Origin of the sequence: Lysobacter concretionis Ko07 = DSM 16239, assembly GCF_000768345.1 — a bacterium.
GTDB lineage: Bacteria > Pseudomonadota > Gammaproteobacteria > Xanthomonadales > Xanthomonadaceae > Novilysobacter > Novilysobacter concretionis.
In genome coordinates this window covers 124,388-145,629 of record NZ_AVPS01000001.1, presented here as the reverse complement: position 1 = coordinate 145,629, position 21,242 = coordinate 124,388, and the positions used below count along the sequence as shown (strand labels likewise).

The 21,242-nt window shown below is 69.8% G+C and carries 14 protein-coding genes and 2 pseudogenes; 12 read left to right on the top strand and 4 right to left on the bottom strand.

What is annotated here, in order from left to right:
- Window positions 1-163 precede the first annotated feature (163 nt).
- Both tssA and xth read left to right on the top strand, forming a co-directional pair.
- Window positions 164-1,207, top strand: a complete 1,044-nt coding sequence (gene tssA / locus N792_RS00570; protein WP_036191495.1) for a type VI secretion system protein TssA — start codon at window positions 164-166, stop codon at window positions 1,205-1,207.
- A 55-nt stretch (window positions 1,208-1,262) separates the two neighbouring features.
- Window positions 1,263-2,030 carry an exodeoxyribonuclease III gene (xth, locus tag N792_RS00565; protein ID WP_036191492.1) on the top strand — a complete coding sequence of 256 codons (768 nt, stop codon included), beginning with the start codon at window positions 1,263-1,265 and terminating at the stop codon, window positions 2,028-2,030.
- Between the two features lie 148 nt (window positions 2,031-2,178).
- Here the strand turns inward: xth and N792_RS00560 are convergent, their stop codons facing one another.
- Window positions 2,179-2,448 (bottom strand): GlsB/YeaQ/YmgE family stress response membrane protein, encoded by a 270-nt coding sequence (locus N792_RS00560; protein WP_036191489.1) that lies wholly within the window; start codon window positions 2,446-2,448, stop codon window positions 2,179-2,181.
- Between the two features lie 102 nt (window positions 2,449-2,550).
- Window positions 2,551-3,909: an AMP-binding protein gene (locus N792_RS00555; protein ID WP_425478833.1), complete on the bottom strand. Its 1,359-nt coding sequence runs from the start codon at window positions 3,907-3,909 to the stop codon at window positions 2,551-2,553.
- Between the two features lie 90 nt (window positions 3,910-3,999).
- On the opposite strand from N792_RS00555, the gene N792_RS00550 reads away from it, so the two are divergent.
- The 7 genes from N792_RS00550 to rpmG all read left to right on the top strand — a co-directional run bounded on the left by N792_RS00550 (window position 4,000) and on the right by rpmG (window position 10,242).
- On the top strand, window positions 4,000-4,605 hold the full coding sequence (locus tag N792_RS00550; protein WP_036191483.1) for a 4'-phosphopantetheinyl transferase family protein: 606 nt from the start codon (window positions 4,000-4,002) through the stop codon (window positions 4,603-4,605).
- A 41-nt stretch (window positions 4,606-4,646) separates the two neighbouring features.
- Window positions 4,647-5,339: a 16S rRNA (guanine(527)-N(7))-methyltransferase RsmG gene (rsmG, locus tag N792_RS00545; RefSeq protein WP_052103216.1), complete on the top strand. Its 693-nt coding sequence runs from the start codon at window positions 4,647-4,649 to the stop codon at window positions 5,337-5,339.
- Between the two features lie 211 nt (window positions 5,340-5,550).
- Window positions 5,551-6,360: a ParA family protein gene (locus N792_RS00540; protein ID WP_036191480.1), complete on the top strand. Its 810-nt coding sequence runs from the start codon at window positions 5,551-5,553 to the stop codon at window positions 6,358-6,360.
- Complete coding sequence (locus N792_RS00535) at window positions 6,357-7,301, top strand: ParB/RepB/Spo0J family partition protein (RefSeq protein WP_036191477.1); 945 nt, start codon at window positions 6,357-6,359, stop codon at window positions 7,299-7,301. The genes N792_RS00540 and N792_RS00535 overlap by 4 nt, the downstream gene beginning before the upstream one ends.
- A gap of 91 nt (window positions 7,302-7,392) precedes the next feature.
- On the top strand, window positions 7,393-9,183 hold the full coding sequence (locus N792_RS00530) for a DUF885 domain-containing protein (RefSeq protein WP_036192206.1): 1,791 nt from the start codon (window positions 7,393-7,395) through the stop codon (window positions 9,181-9,183).
- A 644-nt stretch (window positions 9,184-9,827) separates the two neighbouring features.
- On the top strand, window positions 9,828-10,064 hold the full coding sequence (rpmB, locus tag N792_RS00525; protein WP_036191474.1) for a 50S ribosomal protein L28: 237 nt from the start codon (window positions 9,828-9,830) through the stop codon (window positions 10,062-10,064).
- A 13-nt stretch (window positions 10,065-10,077) separates the two neighbouring features.
- The gene (gene rpmG, locus N792_RS00520; RefSeq protein ID WP_036191471.1) at window positions 10,078-10,242 is read left to right on the top strand and encodes a 50S ribosomal protein L33; all 165 of its coding nucleotides are present in this window, start codon (window positions 10,078-10,080) and stop codon (window positions 10,240-10,242) included.
- A 69-nt stretch (window positions 10,243-10,311) separates the two neighbouring features.
- Here the strand turns inward: rpmG and N792_RS14125 are convergent.
- Together N792_RS14125 and N792_RS00515 are read right to left on the bottom strand one after the other, a co-directional pair.
- Window positions 10,312-10,542 (bottom strand): annotated as a pseudogene (locus N792_RS14125) (proprotein convertase P-domain-containing protein); the annotation flags it as partial.
- 144 nt (window positions 10,543-10,686) lie between these two features.
- Window positions 10,687-12,444: pseudogene (locus N792_RS00515) on the bottom strand (S8 family peptidase); the annotation flags it as partial.
- 567 nt (window positions 12,445-13,011) lie between these two features.
- On the opposite strand from N792_RS00515, the gene N792_RS00510 reads away from it, so the two are divergent.
- The 3 genes from N792_RS00510 (at window position 13,012) to N792_RS00500 (ending at window position 21,225) form a co-directional block, all read left to right on the top strand.
- Window positions 13,012-15,984: a winged helix-turn-helix domain-containing protein gene (locus N792_RS00510; RefSeq protein ID WP_191150488.1), complete on the top strand. Its 2,973-nt coding sequence runs from the start codon at window positions 13,012-13,014 to the stop codon at window positions 15,982-15,984.
- A gap of 295 nt (window positions 15,985-16,279) precedes the next feature.
- Complete coding sequence (locus tag N792_RS00505) at window positions 16,280-17,677, top strand: FAD/NAD(P)-binding protein (protein WP_036191465.1); 1,398 nt, start codon at window positions 16,280-16,282, stop codon at window positions 17,675-17,677.
- Window positions 17,678-17,739: 62 nt separating this feature from the next.
- A complete protein-coding gene (locus N792_RS00500) occupies window positions 17,740-21,225 on the top strand; it encodes a hybrid sensor histidine kinase/response regulator (protein ID WP_036191462.1) in 3,486 nt (1,161 codons plus the stop codon).
- Window positions 21,226-21,242: the final 17 nt, after the last annotated feature.

The following is a 21,242-nucleotide window of genomic DNA, read 5'->3' as shown; positions in this document are numbered from 1 at the left end:
CTGGCCCGACGGCACTGCGACAACTCCGGGTCGTCTGCGCAGCGGAACGATGCCGGCTCCGGCTCCCGGCGCAGATCCACCCCGAAGATCCCGTCAGGCGCGACAACTCCCTCCGGCAATTTCGTTAAGCTTGGCGCGTTTACCGCTACGCAATGGACTGCTGATGCTTGATCAGGACGATCTGCTGGGCCCGATTCCCGGTGCCCACCCCGTTGGCGAGGACCTGTCGTTCTCGCCGGAATACGACGCCATCCAGGACGCCCGCCGCGCCGACGACCCGTCGCTGGCGCAGGGCGAGTGGGTCACCGACCTCAAGACGGCCGACTGGCCCGCGGTGGAGCGCCTGTGTGCCGGGCTGTTGCGCGAGCGCAGCAAGGACCTGCAACTGGCGGTGTGGTGGTGCGAAGCGCAGACCCGCAACCACGGTTTCGCCGGCCTCGCGCGCGGTTTCCGCCTGGTGGCCGGCCTGTGCGACCGGTTCTGGGACGATCTGCATCCGCAGGTCGAGGACGACGACCTCGAGCAGCGCATCGGCAACCTGGGCTGGCTGACGGCCCATGCCATCCAATGGCTGCGCCAGTTGCCGCTGACCTGCGCACCGCAGGGCCGCTTCGGCCTGGCCGACTTCGAGGCTGCCCGCCGGGGCCAGGACGAAGACGCTGGCCGACCCGCACCGGAAGCGCTGGAAGCGGCCCGACGCAATACGTCGCACGGGTTCTACGTCCGCCTGGTGGAATTGGCACCCGACTGTCGCGATGCGCTGGATGCCATGGAGCGCGCCGTCGATGCCCGCCTCGGCCCGGATGGCCCCGCCTTCACCGCCCTGCGCGACCAGTTGGAGCACCTGGAAGCCACCATCCGGCGCTTCGCCCGCGAGGCCGGCGTGCTGCTGGGCGGCGAGGAAGCTGCTCCAGCCGATACCGGTGACCAGCACGCACCCGCCCCCGTCGCTGCCGGCACCCCTTCCCGCAACGGCGACGCCCTGACGAGCCGCAAGGAAGCGATCGCGCAGTTGCGCCGGGTCGCCGAATTCTTCCGCCGCTCCGAACCGCACAGCCCGGTCGCCTACCTCGCCGACAAGGCCGCGCGCTGGGGCGAGATGCCACTGCACGTCTGGCTGAAGCGGGTGATCAGGGACGACGACACGCTGGCGCGGATGGAAGAGATGCTCGATGTGGCCGACGCGCGCGATGCCCGCCCGGACTGAGCCGGACCCGCTCCTGCGCTTCAGCCCGCGGCATGCGCCCGGCTAGACTGTCGGCATGAAAATCGCCAGCTGGAACGTCAACTCCCTCAATGTCCGCCTGCCGCACCTGGAGCAATGGCTGGCCGCGTTCGCACCCGACGTGGTCGGCCTGCAGGAAACCAAGCTCGAGGACGAGCGCTTCCCCGACACCGCCCTGGCGGCGGCGGGCTACCGCAGCGTGTTCAGCGGCCAGAAGACCTACAACGGCGTGGCCATCCTGTCGCGGGAACCGGCGGAGGAGGTGCAGATCGGCATCCCCGGCTTCGAGGATGAGCAGAAACGCGTGATCGCCGCCACCGTCGCCGGGGTGCGGATCATCAACCTCTACGTCGTCAACGGCCAGGACGTCGGCACCGACAAGTACGCCTACAAGCTGCGCTGGCTGGAAGCGGCGCACGAGTGGATCGCCGCCGAACTGCAGGCCCATTCCGACGTCGTGGTGATGGGCGATTTCAACATCGCTCCCGATGATCGCGACGTGCACGATCCGGCCCTGTGGAACGAGGGCCACATCCTCACCTCGACCGCCGAGCGCGCCGCCCTGCAGGGTCTGCTGGACCTGGGCCTGCATGATGCCTACCGCCTGCACCACGACGACGCCGGCGTCTTCAGCTGGTGGGATTACCGCCAGGCGGCGTTCCGCCGTGACCTGGGCCTGCGGATCGACCTGACACTGGTGTCGGACGCCCTGAAAGACCGCTGCATCGACGCCGGCATCGACCGCGAGCCGCGCACCTGGGAACGGCCAAGCGATCACGCCCCGGCGTGGGTGCAGCTGGGCTGACCCATCCACGCCTCGCTCCGGACAAGCCGACGGATTGCCATCGGCGGATCGCCATGGAACACGAAGGCCCGGGAATGCCGGGCCTTCGTGTTCCATGCAGCGCCGATCAGCGCCGCCGGCTCATCACGGCATGCTTATCGCTGCGTGATCAACGCGGACGGCCACGACGGAACAGGTTCACGATCGCCAGCAGGATGATCGCCCCCACCAGCGAGATCAGGATGCTCGGGATACTGATGCCCGAACCGATGCTGCCACCGGCGATGCCGAACATGCCGGCCAGCCAGCCGCCGAGGAACGCACCGACGATGCCGACGATGACGTTCAGGATGATGCCCTGCTGCCCGTCGGTCTTCATGATCATGCTGGCGATCCAGCCGATGACGCCACCAACAATCAACCAGATAATGATGCCCATGCTCGTGTCTCCTTGATCCATCCAGAGGGATTGAAATGCTCCCCTGATTGGGGGCGAATCCAGTCTGTACAGGGATGCGTGACGGAGATGTCTGTAATCGGATCAGCCCTGCAGCAGGTCCAGCAAGGCTTGTCGCGGCAGTTTTCCGGTGTCGTTGCGGGGCAGGCGCTCGACGCAACGCAGGCGGCGCGGCAGGAACACCGGGTCGCATTGCCCGCGCAGCGCCTGCAGGATCGACGCTTCGTCCAGGCCGGGCGCGACCACCAGCGCCGCGATCCGGCGCACGCCGCCGTCATCGTGCCCGTCAAGCTGCAGCACCACCCCGTCGACCACGCCCGGCAACGCGAGCAGCTGGCGGGTCAGGTCGCCCAGCGAGGCGCGCTTGCCGGCGATTTCGAGCTGGTCCGCGTGGCGGCCACGCAACGTGAAGCGGTCATCGGGGTGCAGCTCCACCAGGTCCGCCAGCACGACCGGCCGGGCCAGGTGCGCGGCGTGCACCGCGGTGCCGTCGGGCTGCGGCAGCAACCGCACGCCGGGCAGCGGCGTCCACGCGTTTTCCATGGCGGTGCGGCGGCGCGCGATCACGCAGGTCTCGGTCGAACCGAACAGCTCGCGCACCTCGCAGCGGTAACGGACTTCCGCCGCGCGGGCGAGCTCCGGCGGCAACGGCGCGGTGGAGCACACGATGCCGGCCAACGGCGGCAACGCCACGCCGGATTGCAGCAGCGTCCGCAGGTGCACCGGGCTGGTCACCAGCAACGGCGGGGCCGCGGCATCGCCCAGCGCGCGCACGATGTCCCCGGGAAAGAACGGCCGCGCCGAGTGCACCGTCAGCGGGCCGAGCAGCGGCAGCAGCACGGACATTTCCATCCCGTACATATGCTGCGGCGGCACCGTCGCCACCAGCGGCGTCATCGCGCCGGGTGCCTCGGCCAGCAGGCCCGCCAGCGCGACCAGGTTCTGGGCGGTGCTGGTGCGGAACGATCCCCAGCGCTTGGGCGTCGCGAGCGGCTGTCCGGTGCTGCCCGAGGTGAAGCCGACCGCCACCAGCGCGTTGTCATCGATCCACGGCAGCACGCTCTCGGCCTGCGGCAACGTCCCGGGCAACAGGTAGTGATGCGGGGGCGTCGCCCCGTCGCCGGCATCTTCGGCGATGCAATAGGCGCCGGGATGCGCGGCGCGCACCTGCTCGATGACCGCCGGCGCACGCGATGACGGCAGCAAGGTGGTCTGGCCGCGCGCGGCGGCGGCACAGAACGCGACCAGGAAACGGTAGCGGTCCTCGCACAGATTGATCGCGCGGGTCGCCGCGGGCAGGCGGGCCGCCACGCCGTTCACCTCGCGCAGGAACCGCGCCAGCGAAACGGGCCCCTGCGCATCGAACGCGATCGCCCGCTCCGGCGCGCCGACGGCCAGCGCCGACGCCGGATGGGCGCGCAATGGCCCCGCAATGGTGTCAATGACGGCAGACATGTGTTTCATCCTGCGGCACGGCCGCTCCCCTCGGATTAGCTTACGCTGACCGCCCCGGAACCGACCACATCCGTACGCATGGCCCCGCCTGCCCAAGACGCGCCCACTCCCGACGCGCTCGCTGCCGACGCGCCGTGCTGGGCCTGGCTGCCGCTGCCGCGAGGGCAGGCGGCCGAGCCGGTCGCGCGCCACTGGCTGGCAAGCCGGCTGGGCACGACGGCCACGGACCTGGTGCTGCAACGCGACCAGCGCGGACGTCCGCAACTGGGCGGCAGGTTCGGCGACTGGGACTGCAACTGGAGCCACAGCGGCGAAGGGCTGCTGGTCGCGCTGGGCCGGAACCTGCACGTCGGCATCGACCTGGAATGGCCACGTCCGCGGCCCCGCGCGCAGGAGCTCGCCCGCCGGTTTTTCCATGCTTCCGAAGCCGACTGGCTCGACCGCCTGGACGCACCGGCGCGCCAGCGCACGTTCGTGCGCCTGTGGTGCGCGAAGGAGGCCGTGCTCAAGGCGCACGGGCACGGGCTGTCGTTCGGTCTGGACAAGCTGGTGCTGGTCGATACGCCCGGCGGCCTGCGGCTGGCCGACTGCGATCCCGCCCTGGGCGCGCCGGCGCAGTGGACGCTGGAAGAACTCGCGCCGTTTCCCGGCTATGTCGGCGCGCTGGCCTGGCACCCGAGGTGAGCCGGCAAGCCGACGGTCGACTCGCGTCATAATCCCCGCCGATGACTACCCCGCCCTCCGCCGCCCCGACCCTGCCCGTCGCCGCCCGCGAGCGCCTTGACGCCGGACTCGACGCGCTCGCCCTCGACCGCGCCATCGCCGCGCCGCTGTCGGACTACCTCGAACTGCTGCTGCGCTGGAACCGCACCTACAACCTGACCGCCGTGCGCGATCCGCTGGACATGGTCGACAAGCACCTGCTCGACTCGCTGGCGATGCACCCGTACGTCGACGCCATCGCCGCGGCCGGCGGCGCCCTGGCCGACCTGGGCACCGGTGCCGGGCTGCCGGGAATTCCGCTGGCGATCGCCAAGCCGGGTTTGCGGGTGACGCTGGTGGAGAGCAACGGCAAGAAAGTCCGCTTCATGCGCGAGGTGGTGCGCAAGCTCGGCCTGCGCGACGTGCAGGTCGCCGAGTCGCGGATCGAGGCGCTGGATCTGCCCGGCCAATTCGACGCGATCACTGCGCGCGCGTTGGCGACCCTGCCGCTGATCCTCGAGCTGGGCGGCCACCTGCTGAAACCCGAAGGCCGCCTGCTGGCGATGAAGGGCGTCTACCCGACCGATGAGATCGCCGCGTTGCCGGCCGGCTGGGCCGTCAGCCAGTCGCATGCACTGGCGGTTCCCGGGCTCAGCGCCGAACGCCACCTGGTTGTTGTCCAGCGCGTTGTCGTCCAGCGCGCGCCCTCGTCCTGAAACCACGGCCTCACGGCGACGCACGGGCAGAAACCGCCCCCGTCGCCCCGGCAGCACCCGCCAAACGCGTTCATCCGCAGCCCGCGCACCAAGCCGTGACCGGCGGTTCGGCAGGCCGCGACCGGGGCGGGCATAATCCCCTGTCCGGTCGGCGTGCCGCGCCGTCCTTTGCACCTCGTATTCCGCAACCGTGACCCAGGGGATGTGTCGCATGGCCCGAATCATCGCCGTCGCCAACCAGAAAGGCGGGGTCGGCAAGACCACCACCGCGGTCAACCTGGCCGCCGGACTGGCACGCACGCCCAGGAAAGTGCTGCTGGTCGACCTCGACCCGCAGGGCAATGCCACCACCGGCAGCGGCGTCAACAAGCGCGAGCTGGACACCTCGATCTGCGAGGTGTTGCTGGGCGAGGACACCGCCGCCGCCGCGATCGTGCGCACCGCGGAAGACTTCGACCTGCTGCCCGGCAACATCGACCTGACCGCCGCCGAGTTGCGGCTGATGACCGCCGACGCGCGCGAGCAGCAGCTCAAGCGCGCGCTGGCGCCGGTCGCCGGCAACTACGACTTCATCCTGATCGACTGCCCGCCGGCCCTGTCGCTGCTGACCCTCAACGCGCTGACCGCGGCCGACTCGGTGATCGTGCCGATGCAGTGCGAGTACTACGCCCTGGAAGGCATCAGCGCGCTGCTCGACACCATCGAGGCGATCCGCGCCAACCTCAATCCGGGGCTGGAGATCGAAGGCGTGCTGCGGACCATGTTCGATGTGCGCAACAACCTTGCCAACGCGGTGTCCGCGGAGTTGACCAACCACTTCGGCGACAAGGTGTTCCGCACCATCGTGCCGCGCAACGTGCGCCTGGCCGAAGCGCCCAGCCACGGCCAGAGCATCGTCGGCTACGACCGCGCCAGCCGCGGCGGCATCGCCTATCTCGGCCTCGCCGGCGAAGTGCTGCGCCGCCAGCGCGAGCGCACCCAGGCCACCAGGGCACAGCAGACACCGGAGACCGCCGCATGAGTGCCGTGAAGGACGACGCCAAGAACCCCGCTGCCGCCAAGACCGCCGCCCGCAAACGCGGCCTGGGTCGTGGCCTGGAAGCCCTGCTCGGGCCGAAGGCCGAGGTGCCGGCGCTGGAAGCCGGTGCCGGCGACGTGCTGCGCCACCTGCCAGTCGACGCGCTCGCGCCGGGCAGGTACCAGCCGCGCAAGCACTGGGACGAGGACAAGCTGGAGGAGCTGGCCGAGTCGATCCGCGCGCAGGGCGTGATCCAGCCGATCGTGGTGCGCGAGACCCGCGAACATGGCGGCAAGACCTACGAGATCATCGCCGGCGAGCGCCGCTGGCGCGCCTCGCGGCTGGCCGGCCTGAGCGAGATCCCGGTGGTGGTGCGCGAGGTCGACGACCGCACCGTGATCGCGATGGCGCTGATCGAGAACATCCAGCGCGAGGACCTCAACCCGCTGGAAGAAGCGTCCGCACTGCAGCGGCTGATCGATGAATTCGACCTGACCCACGCCCAGGCCGCCGGCGCGGTCGGACGCTCACGCGCCGCCGTGTCCAACCTGTTGCGCCTGCTGGAGCTGCCGCCGGCGATCCGCGCGTTGCTGGAAGCCCGGCGGCTGGAGATGGGCCACGCCCGCGCCCTGCTGACCCTGGCACCAGAACTGGCCAGCAAACTGGCCAGCGAAGCGGCCGAACACGGCTGGTCGGTGCGCGAGGTCGAGCACCGCGCGCAGCAGTTCGCCCTGGGCAAGGTGCCCGAGGGCAAGCGCGCACGGCCGACCAAAGCCCGCCCGCAGGCGGACATCGTCAGCCTCGAACGCGAGCTGTCGGAATCGCTCAACACCCAGGTCAGCGTGCTGCACGGTCGCGGCGGCAAGGGCCGGCTGGTGATCCATTACAGCAACCTGGACACGCTGGAAGGCGTGTTGGAAAAGCTGCGCCCCGGCCGCGAGTAACCCCGCCCAGCGCGGGCCGATACTTTCGGCCCGTGGGCACGCTGCGGTTCGGGTGCGAAGATCGGCCTCCATCTGGTCACCCGTGGATGCCGTGAAAGCCCTGCTGCCTGTCCTGCTTGCCCTTGCGTTTCTGCCCGCCACCGCGACGGCCGCCGTTGCCGACAGTCCGGCCGCCACGCCAGCCGCCACCAGGGCGTCCGCCGCCGACGCCCGCTTCCAGGCGATCCACGAACGCGAATGGGCCTGGCGCAAGGCACAGTTCGGCAGCGCCGACGAGGACAGCGACGGTGATGTCAGCCAGCGCCGGCTGCCGTCGGTCGATGCCGCCAGCCAGGCCGCGCGACTGGAAGTATGGGAAGGCGTGCTGGCCGAACTCGACGCACTCGACCCCGCCGCGCTGTCACCGGAGAACCGCATCCACCTGGCCGTGTACCGGCCGCAGGTCGAGAACCTCGCCGCCGGAGTGCGTTTCCGCGCCTACGAGATGCCGTTCAACTCCGACTCCTCGTTCTGGTCGAACCTGGGCTTCATGACCCGCCGGCCGATGCGCACCGCCGCCGACTACCGCGCCTACATCGACCGCCTGGCCGACGTGCCGCGCTATTTCGACGAGCACATCGCCAACATGCGGGCCGGGCTGGATCGCGGCTTCAGCGTGCCGCGCGCGGTGCTCGACGGCCGCGACGTCTCGATCGCCACGATCGCCGATCTCGACGACCCGACCAAGTCGACGTTCTATGCGCCGCTGAATCAACTGCCCGCCAGCATCCCCGCCGCCGAGCAGGCCCGCTTGCGCGCCGATGCCCGCGCCGCGATCGGCGATCGGATGATCCCCGCGTACCGCAAGCTGCTGGCGTTTTTCCGCGATGAATACGTGCCGCGCGCCCGCACCACGCTGGGCGCCTCCGAGCTGCCCGACGGCGAGGCGTTCTACCACCAGCAGATCCGCGAATACACCACGCTGGACCTGAGCCCCGACGAGATCCACCGGATCGGCCTGGACGAAGTCGCGCGCATCCAGGCGCAGATGAACACGATCATCAGGGAGGTCGGGTTCCGGGGCAGCTTCGCCGAGTTCCTGCAGTTCCTGCGCACCGATCCGCAGTTCTACGCCAAGACTCCGCAGGAACTGCTCAACCGCGCCGCCTGGATCGCCAAGCGCATCGACGGCGAGCTCGGCAAGTTCATCGGCACCCTGCCGCGCGGGCGTTTCACCATCGTCCCCGTGCCGGCGGACATCGCCCCGTTCTGGACCAGCGGCCGCGGCGGCAACGGCACCTACTGGCTCAACACCTACGACCTGCCGTCGCGCGCGCTGTACAACCTGCCCGCCCTGACCCTGCACGAGGCCGCCCCCGGCCACGCGATGCAGGGCGCGTTGGCGGCCGAACAGACCGGCCTGCCCGACTTCCGCCGCGAAACCTACATCTCCGCGTTCGGCGAAGGCTGGGGCCTGTACGTGGAAAAACTCGGCGAGGAAATGGGGATCTACCAGACCCCGTACGAGCACTTCGGCCGGCTGACCTACGAGATGTGGCGCGCCGCGCGACTGGTGATCGACACCGGCGTGCACGCCCAGGGCTGGACCCGCGACCAGGCGCTGGCCTACCTGCGCGACCACACCGCGCTGAGCGAGCACGAGGTCACCACCGAGGTCGACCGCTACATCTCCTGGCCCGGCCAGGCGCTGAGCTACAAGCTCGGCGAGCTGGCGATCGTGCGCCTGCGCGGCGAGGCGGAGCAGGCACTGGGCGACAAGTTCGACCTCAAGGCCTTCCACGACATGGTGCTGGCACTGGGCTCGGTGCCGCTGCCGGTACTGGAGAGCCAGGTGCGGGCTTTCATTTCCGACTCCGCAGCGGCAAAGGATCTTAAAGGCTGACCGGAGCCCAGCCGATGCGGCGGGCATCGTGAAAGAGGCGGCGTGGAGTGTTGCGCAGGGCGGTTGCCGGGTGTCCCGATCAGTCGCTCCACGATATTCGCTTGGTGATCGGGACACCCGGCAACCGCCACCGGGATCCTCCGGTGGCTGAAGGGAAATCAAAAGCGAACACGCTTTTCTCGCACGAAAAAGCCACATCAGTCACTGGCCGATGCGGCGTCCTGGCGGGGTGTTGCGGACAGCAGGCCATGGATGGCCTGCGGCGGTGAGTGCGACCAGGGATGGTCGCCCGAACCGGGCAGCAAGCACCCCGGCAGGGCGACGCTGCAGCCGAAGTCATTAAACCGCTCTTGCTCCTGCTCTTGCTGTTTTCCATGCTTGCGCGGCCACCGTCAAAGCCAGCCCCGACCGCAAACTTGCCCCGAAGTGCGGGTTTACCGCATAATGCGCGGCTCGCTGTGTCCAGCGGCCGTACAAGGCTGCAAGGCGGCTCCCGGAAGCGCGATTCCGGATTGCCCGGTTCCAGCGTCCGCCCCTCCAGGCGGCAACCCACCCGTATCGCATGCCGCCCACGTGAACCGTGGAACCGGCGGGGCCGCCGCCTCCCTGGCCAAGGGAAGCATCAACATCCTTTCGAGGTGCACATGTCCCGTGTATGCCAAGTAACCGGCAAGCGAACGACGACCGGCAACAACGTCTCGCACGCCATGAACAAGACCCGCCGCCGCTTCATGCCCAACCTTCACGAGCGCCGCTTCTGGGTCGCCAGTGAAAACCGCTGGGTGAAGCTCCGTGTTTCCGCCAACGCCATGCGCACCATCGACAAGAACGGCATCGACTCCGTTCTGGCCGATCTCCGCGCACGCGGCGAAAAGATCTGAGGAGGACTGACCCATGGCTTCCAAGCGCGACAAGATTCGCCTGATCTCTTCGGCCAACACCGGCCACTTCTACACCACCGACAAGAACAAGAAGAACACGCCGAACAAGATGGAGATCAAGAAGTACGATCCCGTCGTTCGCAAGCACGTGATCTACAAGGAAGGCAAGATCAAGTAAGCCTCCCTGCTTGTTCCATGAAGAAACCCGCCTTCCGGCGGGTTTCTTTTTTGGCACGTGCGGCTTCGATCAGAAATCGATGCTCCACGAGTTGATGTAGCCCGTGTCACCGGCCCACATGTCGCGCACCCGCAGTTTCCAGGTACCGTTCCTGGCCTTGTTCGACAGATCGATGTTGGCGTAGCCGATCACGTTGTCCGCACTGTCGCTGCCGCTGGAGTTCTTGATCCGGTACAGGGTGTTGTCCGGTGCCACCAGGTCGATCTGCAGGTCGCCGCGGTAGGTATGGCGGATGTCGACCGTCACCTTGGTCACCGCCAGCCCGTTGCCGCTGCGCCCGCTGACGGTGATCGGACTGTCGACCGTGCCCGGGCTCGGAATCGCGTAGTCGGTACCGTTGGTATAGGTCTGCGGAGTGTTGTCGCCGCCGCCACTGCCCGCGGTGTAGTTCGCCACCAGGCTCACGCCGCTGAAGCCCTGCCAGGCCTTGACCCGCACGTGGTAGGTGCCGGCGACCGGACTGGCGAAGGTGCAGGTCTCGTTGTTGCCACTCAGGTACGGACGGCAATCGTAGGAGCTGTCGGTGGGCGCGCTGCCGCGCTTGACGTACAGGTCCGCATCGCCGGTGCCGCCGGAGATCGCGAAGCTCAGGTTGCCGGCTCCTGCCGGCACCACGAACGTGTAATTCACCGCACCGCCGCTGCTGGCCGACAGTCCGGTCACCGGAACGCCCCTGGTCAGGGTGCCGTCTTCCGGTGGCGTGCCGCCGCCGCCGGCGACCGCATCGACCGCAGCCTTGGCATTGACGATGCCGTTGCCGATCGGCCTGTCGATGCTGACCGGGAACGGGCGCAGGGTGGATTTCAGGAGCGACTCGATCTGCGCCGGCGTCTTGACCCCGCCATTGGCCGCCGCCGCCGACTGCATCAGCGCGACCACCCCCGCCACGTGCGGGGCCGCCATCGAAGTGCCCGACATCAGGCTGTAGCCCTCGGCGACCGGCGTGCTGCTGCCGGTGTTGACGGTGGAGGCGATGTCGCTGCCCGGCGCGGCCACATCGATCAGCGAGCCGTAGTTGGAGAAGCTGGAGCGCGCGCCGGTGCGGGTGGTGGAGGCCACCGCGATGACGTTGCTGCAGTTGGCCGGCACCGAACCGGAGGTGTCGGCATTGCTGTTGCCCGCCGCCACGACCACCGTGGTGCCGCGGCTGACCGCGCCGTTGATCGCGTTCTGGTAGGTCGTCGAACAGCTGCCGCCACCGCCCAGGCTCATGTTGATGACCTCGGCCGGGTTGGCGTTGGCCGGCACGCCGCTGACGCTGCCGCCGGAGGCCCAGATGATGCCGTCGGCGATGTCGGAGGTGTAGCCACCGCACTTTCCGAGCACGCGCACCGGGACGACCTTCGCGCCGTGCGCTACCCCCGCCACGCCCTTGCCGTTGTTGGTGACCGCCGCGATGGTGCCGGTGACGTGGCTGCCATGCCAGCTGGAGCCCGATGCGGAGTGGCTGCCGCCGCATTCGTTCGCCGCCACCCAGTCGCCTTCATCGTTCGGATTGGAGTCGCGGCCGTTGCCGTCGCGCGCCATGCCGGCATCACTGATGAAGTCGTAGCCCGGCAGGATGTTGGCATTCAGGTCGCTGTGGTTGGTGATGCCGGTATCGAGCACCGCGACCACCGCTCCCGCTCCCTTGCCGACGTCCCAGGCCTCGTTGGCCTTGATGCCACCGGCGGCCTCGAAGTAGTGCCACTGGTTGCTGGCGTAGTAGGTGTCGTTCGGGGTCATGGTCGGCTTCATCAGCTGGTCGACCTCGACGTACTCCACATCCGGATCCGCGGCGATCTGGCGCATCAGCGCGGCGGCCTCCACCTGGTCCAGCCGGCGGCTGGCGCGCACCACGTCGGCGCCGGTCGCCAGGCGGCGGAGCCTCTGCAGACCCAGCGCCTTGCCGGTCCGGGCAGCGGTGGCGGCGCCATCCAGCGAGCGTTGAACGGTGGCGGCATTGGCCTGCGGGGCACTGCCGTCGCGGTATTTCACGATGAAGCGGTCGTGGGTCTGGCCCGGTTGCAGGGTCGACAGGTTGGCGGTGCCATTGCCGGCGGTGGATGCGGGGCCGGCAGCGGACGCCGGAACCGCGGCAGCCAGCGCCATGGCGGTGGCAAGTGCGAGCGCATGCCTGCGCGGGTTGGAAGGTGTGGACATGTTGGAATTACCCCGATTGGTGTGTCGTGACTTGGGTCTTCGGAAAGCCCCGGTCCCGTTGACCTGCAATGGTGTTGCAACCAGCCGCCCCCCCTTCCAACACTGGCCTCCATGACCGGTCCACGGCCGAAGCCGGGCGGATGGTCGTGGGCACGGCCTTCCTGATGTGCCCACGACCCGGACTTCGCCGCCGGCATTCCGTGCCGCCGCTCTTCGCGATGTCCTTTCTTGCACTGTGCGTCGCGCCGCGTCCGCCACGTCCGTGTGAACGACTTCCCTGAGGACGGCTGGGCGAAACACCCGACAGGTTTACGGGCAACACCGGGGCGCAACCTCTGGGAGCCGCTCAAATTTTTCTCAAATCGGGATCAAACCGGGACCTGCATCACACAATTGCCCCGCAGACCGCGACCCGGGCTGCTGTATACAAGGAGGGTTCGGGCAAACGGAGGTGCGCGGGCGTCAGTGACCCCGGCAATAATCATCGATACGACCAGCACGGATTCGACCGGGCCCATCAACGCGCCGGCCGAAAGTCCATGGCCGCCGCACACCCGGCGGCTCCAGGTGGACGACCTGACCATCGACCTGTGGTATCGCCAGCTCGCCAGCCCCGGGCAGACGGTCGAATTGCCGCAGCGCGTGTTCGACCTGTTGCAGCTGTTCCTCGCCCAGCCCCACACCCTGCATACCCGCGCGGCACTGCTCGAACGGGTCTGGCCCGGCGTCGTGGTCGAGGACGCCAACCTGTCGCAAAGCATCTGGATGCTGCGCAAGGCGCTGGGGGAGCCGCGCCGGCACTGGGTCCGCACGTTGGCCAAGAGCGGGTACGTGTTCGAACCGCCCGCGCCGATCCTGCCGCTGGCAGTCGATGACATGGGAGCGGCCGGCATCCCGGGCGGCGCGTCGACCGGGATTGCCGACGAACCGGCACGCGACGCTGCGGGCCTCGACACCGAGCAGGCCGATGCTGCCAACGTCGGCGTGGACGCCCAGGCCGAGGCCGGTGTCGACGTGCCGGAATGCCCCGCCATCGACCCGGCCGCGGCATCGGCCGCGACCCCATCGGCAACGGCCCTCCGTTCCCGCCCCGATCGTGCGTCAGGCCAACGTCGCGGCCTCCTCATCGTCGCCATGGCATTGAGTGCACTCGCGCTGGGGATCGCCTCGCTGTTTTTTGCCGCGAAGCCGCCAACCTCGCCGCCCGCACCGGCCTCGCCGATCGCGGTCGCAATGATCGACGTGGGCAACCACAACAACGACGAAGCACGCTGGCCGGCCACCCTGCTGCGCGCCTGGCTGGGATGGAAGCTGGACGCGCTGCCGGAAGTGGTCGTGCTGACCGAGGCGCACCTGGCGGCCGATACCGCCGCGCTGTCGCCCAACATCGTGCTGCTGAGTTCCGGCCAGGTCACCAACGCGCCGGACCAGCGCTTCGTGCGCGCGCGCTTCGATGGCGTGGATGGCAGCCGCCAGATCGAGCTGCGCGGCAGCACCGCGCAGGTGCCGCAGCTGGTGGACGAGCTGTCCCGGCAGGTGCTGGCGGAGCTGGTTCCGGCCCGCCGCGATGAACTCTGGCCGGCGCTGTCGGTGGATGCGGGGTCGGCCCGTGACTACGCGCTGGCCTACGAGGCCTACAGCCAGCGCGACATGTCCGCCAGCGCAACGGGGCTGGCGTCGGTACTCGCGCAGGCGCCGCGGTTCGGCCTGGCCCACCTGCAACTGGCGATGTCGCTGGCCCGGCTCGGCCAGGCCAACCCGGCGCTGGCCCACATGCAGCACGCGCGTGAACTGCTGTCGCCCTTGTCCGCGGACGTGGCGTGGGTGATGGACGCGATGCAGCTGTCGATCGACCCACAGCGCCGTGCCGAGACGGCGACCGCGTTCAGCGACCTCGCGGCGCAGTACCCGCAGAACCTCTCCTACCGGCTTGAGCAGTCCCGGTACCAACTGCGCGCCGGCGACCCCGAAGCCGCGTTGGCCACCTTGTCGCGCGCCGACTGGGAAACCCAGCCGACGGGCGTACGCATCCAGTGGCTGGTGCTGCTGGCGGAGATCGAGATGGCGCGGATCAACCCGGACGCGGTGCGCCTGCACGCCACCGAAGCCGAACGGCTGGCGCATGCCGCGGGCCAGGGCTGGGAGCACGAGCGCGCCACCGCCTTGCTGCTCAAGGCGCAGTCCGATGCCTACCAGTGGGGCGAGCTGGCCGACCGGTCGCAGTTCGATGAAGCCGCCCGGCTGTTCACCGAAGCAGGCGCGGACATCGACGCACTGCACGCGAAGGTCACCGCCGAATTGTCGCTGCCGCCCTCGGGCCCCTCCGCGCAGCTGGACAGCCTGCTCGCCCAGACCCGCGCCGGCGGCTACCGCAGCATGGAAATCCAGCTGCTGCGCCGGGTCGCGTTCCAACACTACAACGCCGGCGACCTGGTCGAATACCGCAAGCGCCTGGAGCAGGCCCTCGCCTGCGCCACCCATGCCGGTGACGCGGTCGCGCAGTTGTCGCTGGACGTTTCCCTGCTCAACGAAGACCTGCTGGCCGGCCGCTTCTCCAGTGCCGAAGAACGCATCCGGCGCATCCGCAAGGGCCATCTGAAAGGCGACCTGGCGACCTGGCTGGACCAGTTCGAGGCGTTCACCCTGAACATCAACGGCGACTACGCCGGGGCCTTGCAGGCGCTGGACCAGACCGCGCAGCGGCTGGCCCGGGAGGGCCGGGCGCCGCTGCCGGCGGTCACGACGGCCCGACTGGCCTGTGTGCGGGCCGACAGCCTGCTGGCGCAGGGCAAGTTGCCGCAGGCCCGACAACAACTGGCCGATTGCGCGGACACCACCCAGCCGTTCGTGCGCGACCAGGCGGAGGGCCTGGGCACGGCGATCGACCTGCTCGCCGGCGACACCGCATCGGCAGTGCCGCGATTGCGCGCCCGCAATGCCCTGATCCAGGCCATGCCAGACGCCCCCGACCGCTGGATGGTGGCGCTGCAAAACGGCTACCAGCTGGCCCGTGCCGGCCAGCTTGACGACGCCGAACGCCTGTACTCGACCACCCGTGCCTCGCTGCAGAAAAGCGGATACGACTGGCTGCTGGCCGATGCCGAAATCGGCCTCGCCGAAGTCGCCACCGCACGCGGCCAGTGGCCACAGGCACGCCGGCTGGCGGACAGCGCGCGGCGGCACCTGCCGGATGACGGCATCTGGCTGCAATCGCAGCGGCTGGGCCAGATCGCGACCCTGGCCGCGCTGGCCGACGGCCAACGCGATCGCGCCCACTCGCTGTTCACGGCCACCCACGCCCGCGCGCACGCCCTGGGCGATGTCGTCGCACAGATGGAGCTCCACAGCCTGATGGCGGCCGCCGGCTTTCCCGATGACCCCTTGCTGGCCGACTGCGATGCGAACGCCCGCGCCGCGCAGATCGCCGCCACCGGTATGCGCGGCGCGACAGTGGACTGGCTGGCCCGCGCGCTGCCGCAAGGCAACGGACGACAGACGATGGCAGCGGTCGCGTCCGATCGCCGCGGCGCGACGGAGTGAGAGCCGCACCGGCAGCGACCATCGGCTGCTGTGGCAGCGGCATGGGCCGCGAGCACTTCGTCCGTAGCAGCGGCGCGAGCCGCGAACGCGCAGAACCGACAGCGGCGATGCGCTCCCCTGGGCCGGGAAGTTCATGCCGTGTGCCCTCGTCGCCCCGGCGTCCATCGCAGGTGATCGCCCATCGGCCTGGCAACGATGTGCAGATCGCGGCTGAAGCCGCTCCCATGCCAAGGCCCGGGATTCCACCGCAGGCTGCCGAAGCAAACGATCTACGGACTCTGCCTACAATCGCGCCATGACAACCCCCACCCATTCCGCCGACATCGCGATCATCGGTGGCGGTGCGGCCGGCGTGATGACGGCGATCCATGCGCTGCGGCTGGCCGACTCGCCGCTGCGGATCGTCCTGGTCGAGCCCGCCGCGAAACTCGGCGAGGGTGTCGCCTACGCCACCGCAGCGCCGGAACACCGGCTCAACGTGCCGGTGCGGCGCATGAGCGCGTTCGTCGACCAGCCCGACGACTTCCTCGATTTCATGCGGCAGCACCACAATCCCGGCGGCCTGCCTGCGGCCGCGCTGGGCGATGGGTACGCGCAGCGCCGCCACTACGCGCAGTACCTGCGGGCCCGTTTGCGACAGGCCCGGGCGGTCGGCATCGCGCGGCTGGAGGTCGTGCACGATCGCGCCACCGCGATGACACGCGAGCGGGACGACTGGCGCGTGACGCTCGCCTCGGGCGCCACCGTCCACGCGCGTGGCGTCGTGCTCGCGGTCGGCAACAGCCTGCGACCGCTGCCGGCACGCGGCGCCGAAGCACTGTCGCCCAGCCAATGCCTGGAGGCCTGGCAGTACGACGCCATCGCGCGGCTGCCGACGGATGCCGATGTCGCGATCATCGGTGCCGGGCTGAGCATGGTCGACGCGGTGCTGTCACTGCAGGTCAACGGCCATCGCGGTGCCATCCACGTGCTCTCGCGGCACGCGCTGATGCCGTTGCCGCATGCCGACCGCCATGTTGCCGCCGCGTTCGATCCTGCCGATCTGTTCGCCTTGTCATTGCGCCAGCGGCTCAAACTTCTGCGTCGGCATGCCGACGATGCGCGCGCCCGCGGCGAGGCGTGGCAGGGCGTGATCGACCGCATCCGGCCGCACGTGCAGGCCTTGTGGCAGAGCCTGTCGATCGACGACCAGAGCCGCTTCCTGCGTCATGCGGTGCGCCAGTGGGACGTGCACCGACACCGGGTCGCGCCGGACGTGCACGCCGCGGTCGGCGCGCTGCTCGGCAGCGGGCAGTTGCAGCGCCATCGCGGGCGGCTGCAGGCGGTGACACCGATCGGCGGCCGCATCCACCTGGAAGCGACACTGGCCGGCGGCGGCACGCTGCGGCTGGACGTGGACCGCGTCATCAATGCCACCGGGGTGGAGACACTGGCCGCCTCGATGCGCAGCCCGTTGGTGCGGGATCTGCTGGCGACCGGGACGGCGGTGCCGGGCCCGCATGGCATCGGCCTCGATACCGCGGGCGATGGCGAGGTGATCGCGGCCGACGGTACGGTCCAGCCCGGCCTGTTCGCACTGGGCAGCCTGCGCATCGGCCGCCTGTGGGAGAGCCTGGCGGTGCCGGAACTGCGCGCCCAGGCCGAAACGGTGGCGCGCCGGTTGCTCGACGCCGTTCGACCTTCGGCGCAGTGAGGCCTGCCCGGCGTCGCGCCGTCCTACACTCGGCGTTCGACTGACGACGGAGGCGCGCACGGGTGATTCCAGGCTGGATCCTGCTGCTGGTGTCGGTCGGCTATGTCGGCATGCTGTTCCTGGTCGCGTATTACGGCGACCGCAGGGAGGCCATGCCGACCCACCCGTGGGTGCGGCCGGCGGTGTATTCGCTCGCCCTGGCGGTGTACTGCTCGTCGTGGACGTTCTACGGCGCGGTCGGTTCGGCGGCGCGCACCGGGCTGGGATTCCTGCCGATCTACCTCGGCCCGCTGCTGCTGTTGCTGTTCGGCTGGCGGATCCTGGAACGGCTGGTGCTGATTTCCGACGAGCAGCGGATCACCTCGATCGCCGACTTCCTGTCCTCGCGCTATGGCCGCGCGCCGGGCCTGGCGGCACTGGTCTCGCTGCTGGCGCTGACCGCCGCGATTCCCTACGTGGCGCTGCAGTTCAAGGCGGTCGCCAACAGCATCCAGATCCTCGCCGGCGTGCCGGCCAACCCCAGCCTGTTCGCCGACCCGGCGCTGTACACCGCGCTGTTGCTGGCGGTGTTCTCGATCCTGTTCGGCACCCGCCAGATCGATGCCACCGAGCACCACCACGGCATGGTGCTGGCGATCGCGCTGGAGTCGCTGGTCAAGCTGGTCGCCTTCATCGCCATCGGCATCTTCGCGCTGATGCACCTGCCCGGCGTGGGCGGGCTCGGCGAGCGTGTCGTGCAGGCCGCCGGGGAGATCACCCGGCCCCGCGTGCCGGCCGGTTTCGTCTCCCAGACCCTGCTCGCGTTCACCGCGCTGCTGTGCCTGCCGCGGCAGTTCCACGTCGCCGTGGTCGAGTGCCAGAACGTCGGCGACGTGCGCACCGCGCGCTGGTTCTTCGGCGGCTATCTGGTGATCATCAGCGTGCTGGTGGTGCCCATCACGCTGGCCGGCCAGGCCCTGCTGGGCGGCAGCGGGATCTCGCCGGACACCTACGTGCTCGCCCTGCCGCTGGCGCTGGACCAGGGCGCGTTGGCGCTGATGGTCTACATCGGCGGTTTCTCGGCCGCCACCGGCATGGTCATCGTGACCAGCGTGGCGCTGGCGACGATGGTCAGCAACGACCTCATCGTGCCGGCGCTGTTGCGTACCGGCGCGCTGCGCCGGACCGGGCCGGGCATCAAGCAACAGGTGCTGTGGGTGCGCCGGGCGACCATCCTCGCGCTGGCCCTGATGGCCTACGCGTATGCGCGCGGGTCGGGCGGCGACAGCCTGTCCGAGCACGGCCTGCTGGCGTTCGCCGCGGTCGCGCAGTTCGCACCGGCGCTGATCGGGGGCCTGTACTGGCGCGGAGCCAGCCGCGCGGGGGCCCTGGCCGGCGTCGGTGCCGGTGCCGTGCTGTGGGTCTACACCCTGCTGCTGCCGACCCTGGTGCATGACGGCTGGATCGCCTGGGACTGGGTGGACACCGGCCCGCTCGGCATCGCCTGGCTGCGATCCGAGCAGCTGTTCGGGGTGGTCGGCTGGGATTCCCTGACCCACGGCGTGTTCTGGTCGCTGCTGTTCAACGTCGGCGCGTTCGTCTACGTCTCCGCACGCCAGCGTCCGCGCCTGCACGAGCAGTTGCGGGCCGCGCCGTTCCTGGATCCGTATTCGCAACGGCCGCCGCTCGGCCCCGGCGGCTGGGCCGGCAATGTGCGTGGCGGCGACCTGCTGGCACTGGCCGAGCGCATCGTCGGTGAACGCCATGCCCGCCGCTCGTTCGAGGACTACGCCCACCAGCAAGGCGCGTCATGGAAGCCTGAAGAACCCGCCGACCGCGCGCTGGCCCAGTTCACCGAACGCCTGCTGGCCGCCGCGATCGGCGCGGCTTCGGCCCGCCTGACCCTGACCAGCGCCCTGCGCGGCTCGGGCATGGAGCTGGGCGAGGTGGTCGCGTTGCTGGACGAGGCCAACCAGGAGCTGCGCTTCAACCGCCAGGTGCTGGCGACGACGCTGGAGAACATCAGCCAGGGCGTCAGCGTGGTGGATGCCGACATGCGCCTGGTGGCCTGGAACCGCCGCTACCAGGAGATGTTCGACTACCCCGACGGCATGCTCTACGTGGGTCGCCCGGTCGCCGACCTGCTGCGCTGGAATGCCGAGCGCGGCGAGATGGGTCCGGGCGACGCCGACGAGCAGGTGCAACGGCGGATGGATCACCTCGGCGCCGGCACACCACACGTGTCCGAGCGGGTACGCGCCAACGGCCAGGTGATCGAGCTGCGCGGCCGGCCGGTCGACGGCGGCGGCTATGTCACCAGCTACAGCGACATCACCGAGTACAAGCGCGTCGAGCAGGCCCTGCGCGAATCCAACGAAACCCTGGAGCACCGCGTCGAGCAGCGCACCCGCGAGGCCCAGGACGCCCAGCAGTCCAAGACCCGCTTCCTGGCCGCGGTCAGCCACGACCTGCTGCAACCGCTGAACGCCGCGCGGCTGTTCACGTCCGCCCTGCGCGAAAGCGAGGAAGCCGACGAGCAGGGCCGGCTGGTCGAACGCGTGGACGCCTCGCTGCGTGCGGCCGAGGACCTGCTCGACGGGCTGCTCGACATCTCGCGTCTGGATGCCGGCGCGCTGCGTCCGGAGGTCACCGATTTCGACGTCAACGAACTGCTGCGCGAACTGGGCGCGCAACATGCGCCGATTGCCGCCAGCCGCGGCCTGCAACTGCGCGTGCGTGCGCCGGCGACCGCGTTGATGGTGCGCAGCGACCGCCGCCTGCTGCGTCGCGCGTTGCAGAACTTCCTCGCCAACGCACTGCGCTACACCCGCAACGGCGGTGTGCTGATTGCCGCGCGCCTGCGCGAGGGCGCGGTGGAACTGCAGGTCTGGGACACCGGCCCGGGTATCTCGCCGCACCACCTGGCGGAGATCTTCGACGAGTTCCGCCGCTTCGATCACCCCGGCCGCGGCGAGCGCGGCCTCGGCCTGGGCCTGTCGATCTGCCAGCGCATCGCGCGCACGCTGGACCATCGACTGCGCGTGCGCGCCCGCGTCGGTGCCGGCAGCGTGTTCTCGATCACCGTGCCGCTCAGCCTTGTTCCCACGCCCGCCGCCGGCATTCCCGCCGCGCGCAAACCGGATATCACCGACTCCCTCGCCGGCCTGCGCGTGCTGTGCATCGACAACGACCGCGAGATCCTCGACGGCATGCGCGCCCTGCTCACCCGCTGGCGGGCCGTCGCCCTGACGGCGGCGACCGCGGATGAAACCATCGCCCTGCTCGACGCCCTGCCGCCGGACGAAACCCCCGACGTCGCCCTGGTCGACTACCACCTGCACGACCGCCTCGACGGCCTGGGCATCGTCGACCTGCTGCGCGAGCGGCTCGGCCCGCATCTGCCGGCCGCCCTGCTGACCGGCGACGGCAGCGACGCCCTCAAGCACGCTGCCCGGGACCACCGTTGCCTGGTGCTGACCAAGCCGGTCAAGCCCGCGTCGCTGCGCGCCTTCCTCGCCGCCCAGCCGCGCGCCGCCAATCGAAAATGCGCGGCAGGCGGACGCCCGTGATGACGCCACCATGGGGC

Excerpts from the sequence above, each read along its gene's own strand:
- rpmB (WP_036191474.1), top strand. The coding sequence starts at position 9,828 with ATGTCCCGTGTATGCCAAGTAACCGGCAAGCGAACGACGACCGGCAAC.
- N792_RS00560 (WP_036191489.1), bottom strand. The coding sequence starts at position 2,448 with ATGGGCATCATTATCTGGTTGATTGTTGGTGGCGTCATCGGCTGGATC.
- N792_RS00535 (WP_036191477.1), top strand. The coding sequence starts at position 6,357 with ATGAGTGCCGTGAAGGACGACGCCAAGAACCCCGCTGCCGCCAAGACC.
- tssA (WP_036191495.1), top strand. The coding sequence starts at position 164 with ATGCTTGATCAGGACGATCTGCTGGGCCCGATTCCCGGTGCCCACCCC.
- N792_RS00540 (WP_036191480.1), top strand. The coding sequence starts at position 5,551 with ATGGCCCGAATCATCGCCGTCGCCAACCAGAAAGGCGGGGTCGGCAAG.
- rsmG (WP_052103216.1), top strand. The coding sequence starts at position 4,647 with ATGACTACCCCGCCCTCCGCCGCCCCGACCCTGCCCGTCGCCGCCCGC.
- rpmG (WP_036191471.1), top strand. The coding sequence starts at position 10,078 with ATGGCTTCCAAGCGCGACAAGATTCGCCTGATCTCTTCGGCCAACACC.
- N792_RS00505 (WP_036191465.1), top strand. The coding sequence starts at position 16,280 with ATGACAACCCCCACCCATTCCGCCGACATCGCGATCATCGGTGGCGGT.
- N792_RS00550 (WP_036191483.1), top strand. The coding sequence starts at position 4,000 with ATGGCCCCGCCTGCCCAAGACGCGCCCACTCCCGACGCGCTCGCTGCC.
- xth (WP_036191492.1), top strand. The coding sequence starts at position 1,263 with ATGAAAATCGCCAGCTGGAACGTCAACTCCCTCAATGTCCGCCTGCCG.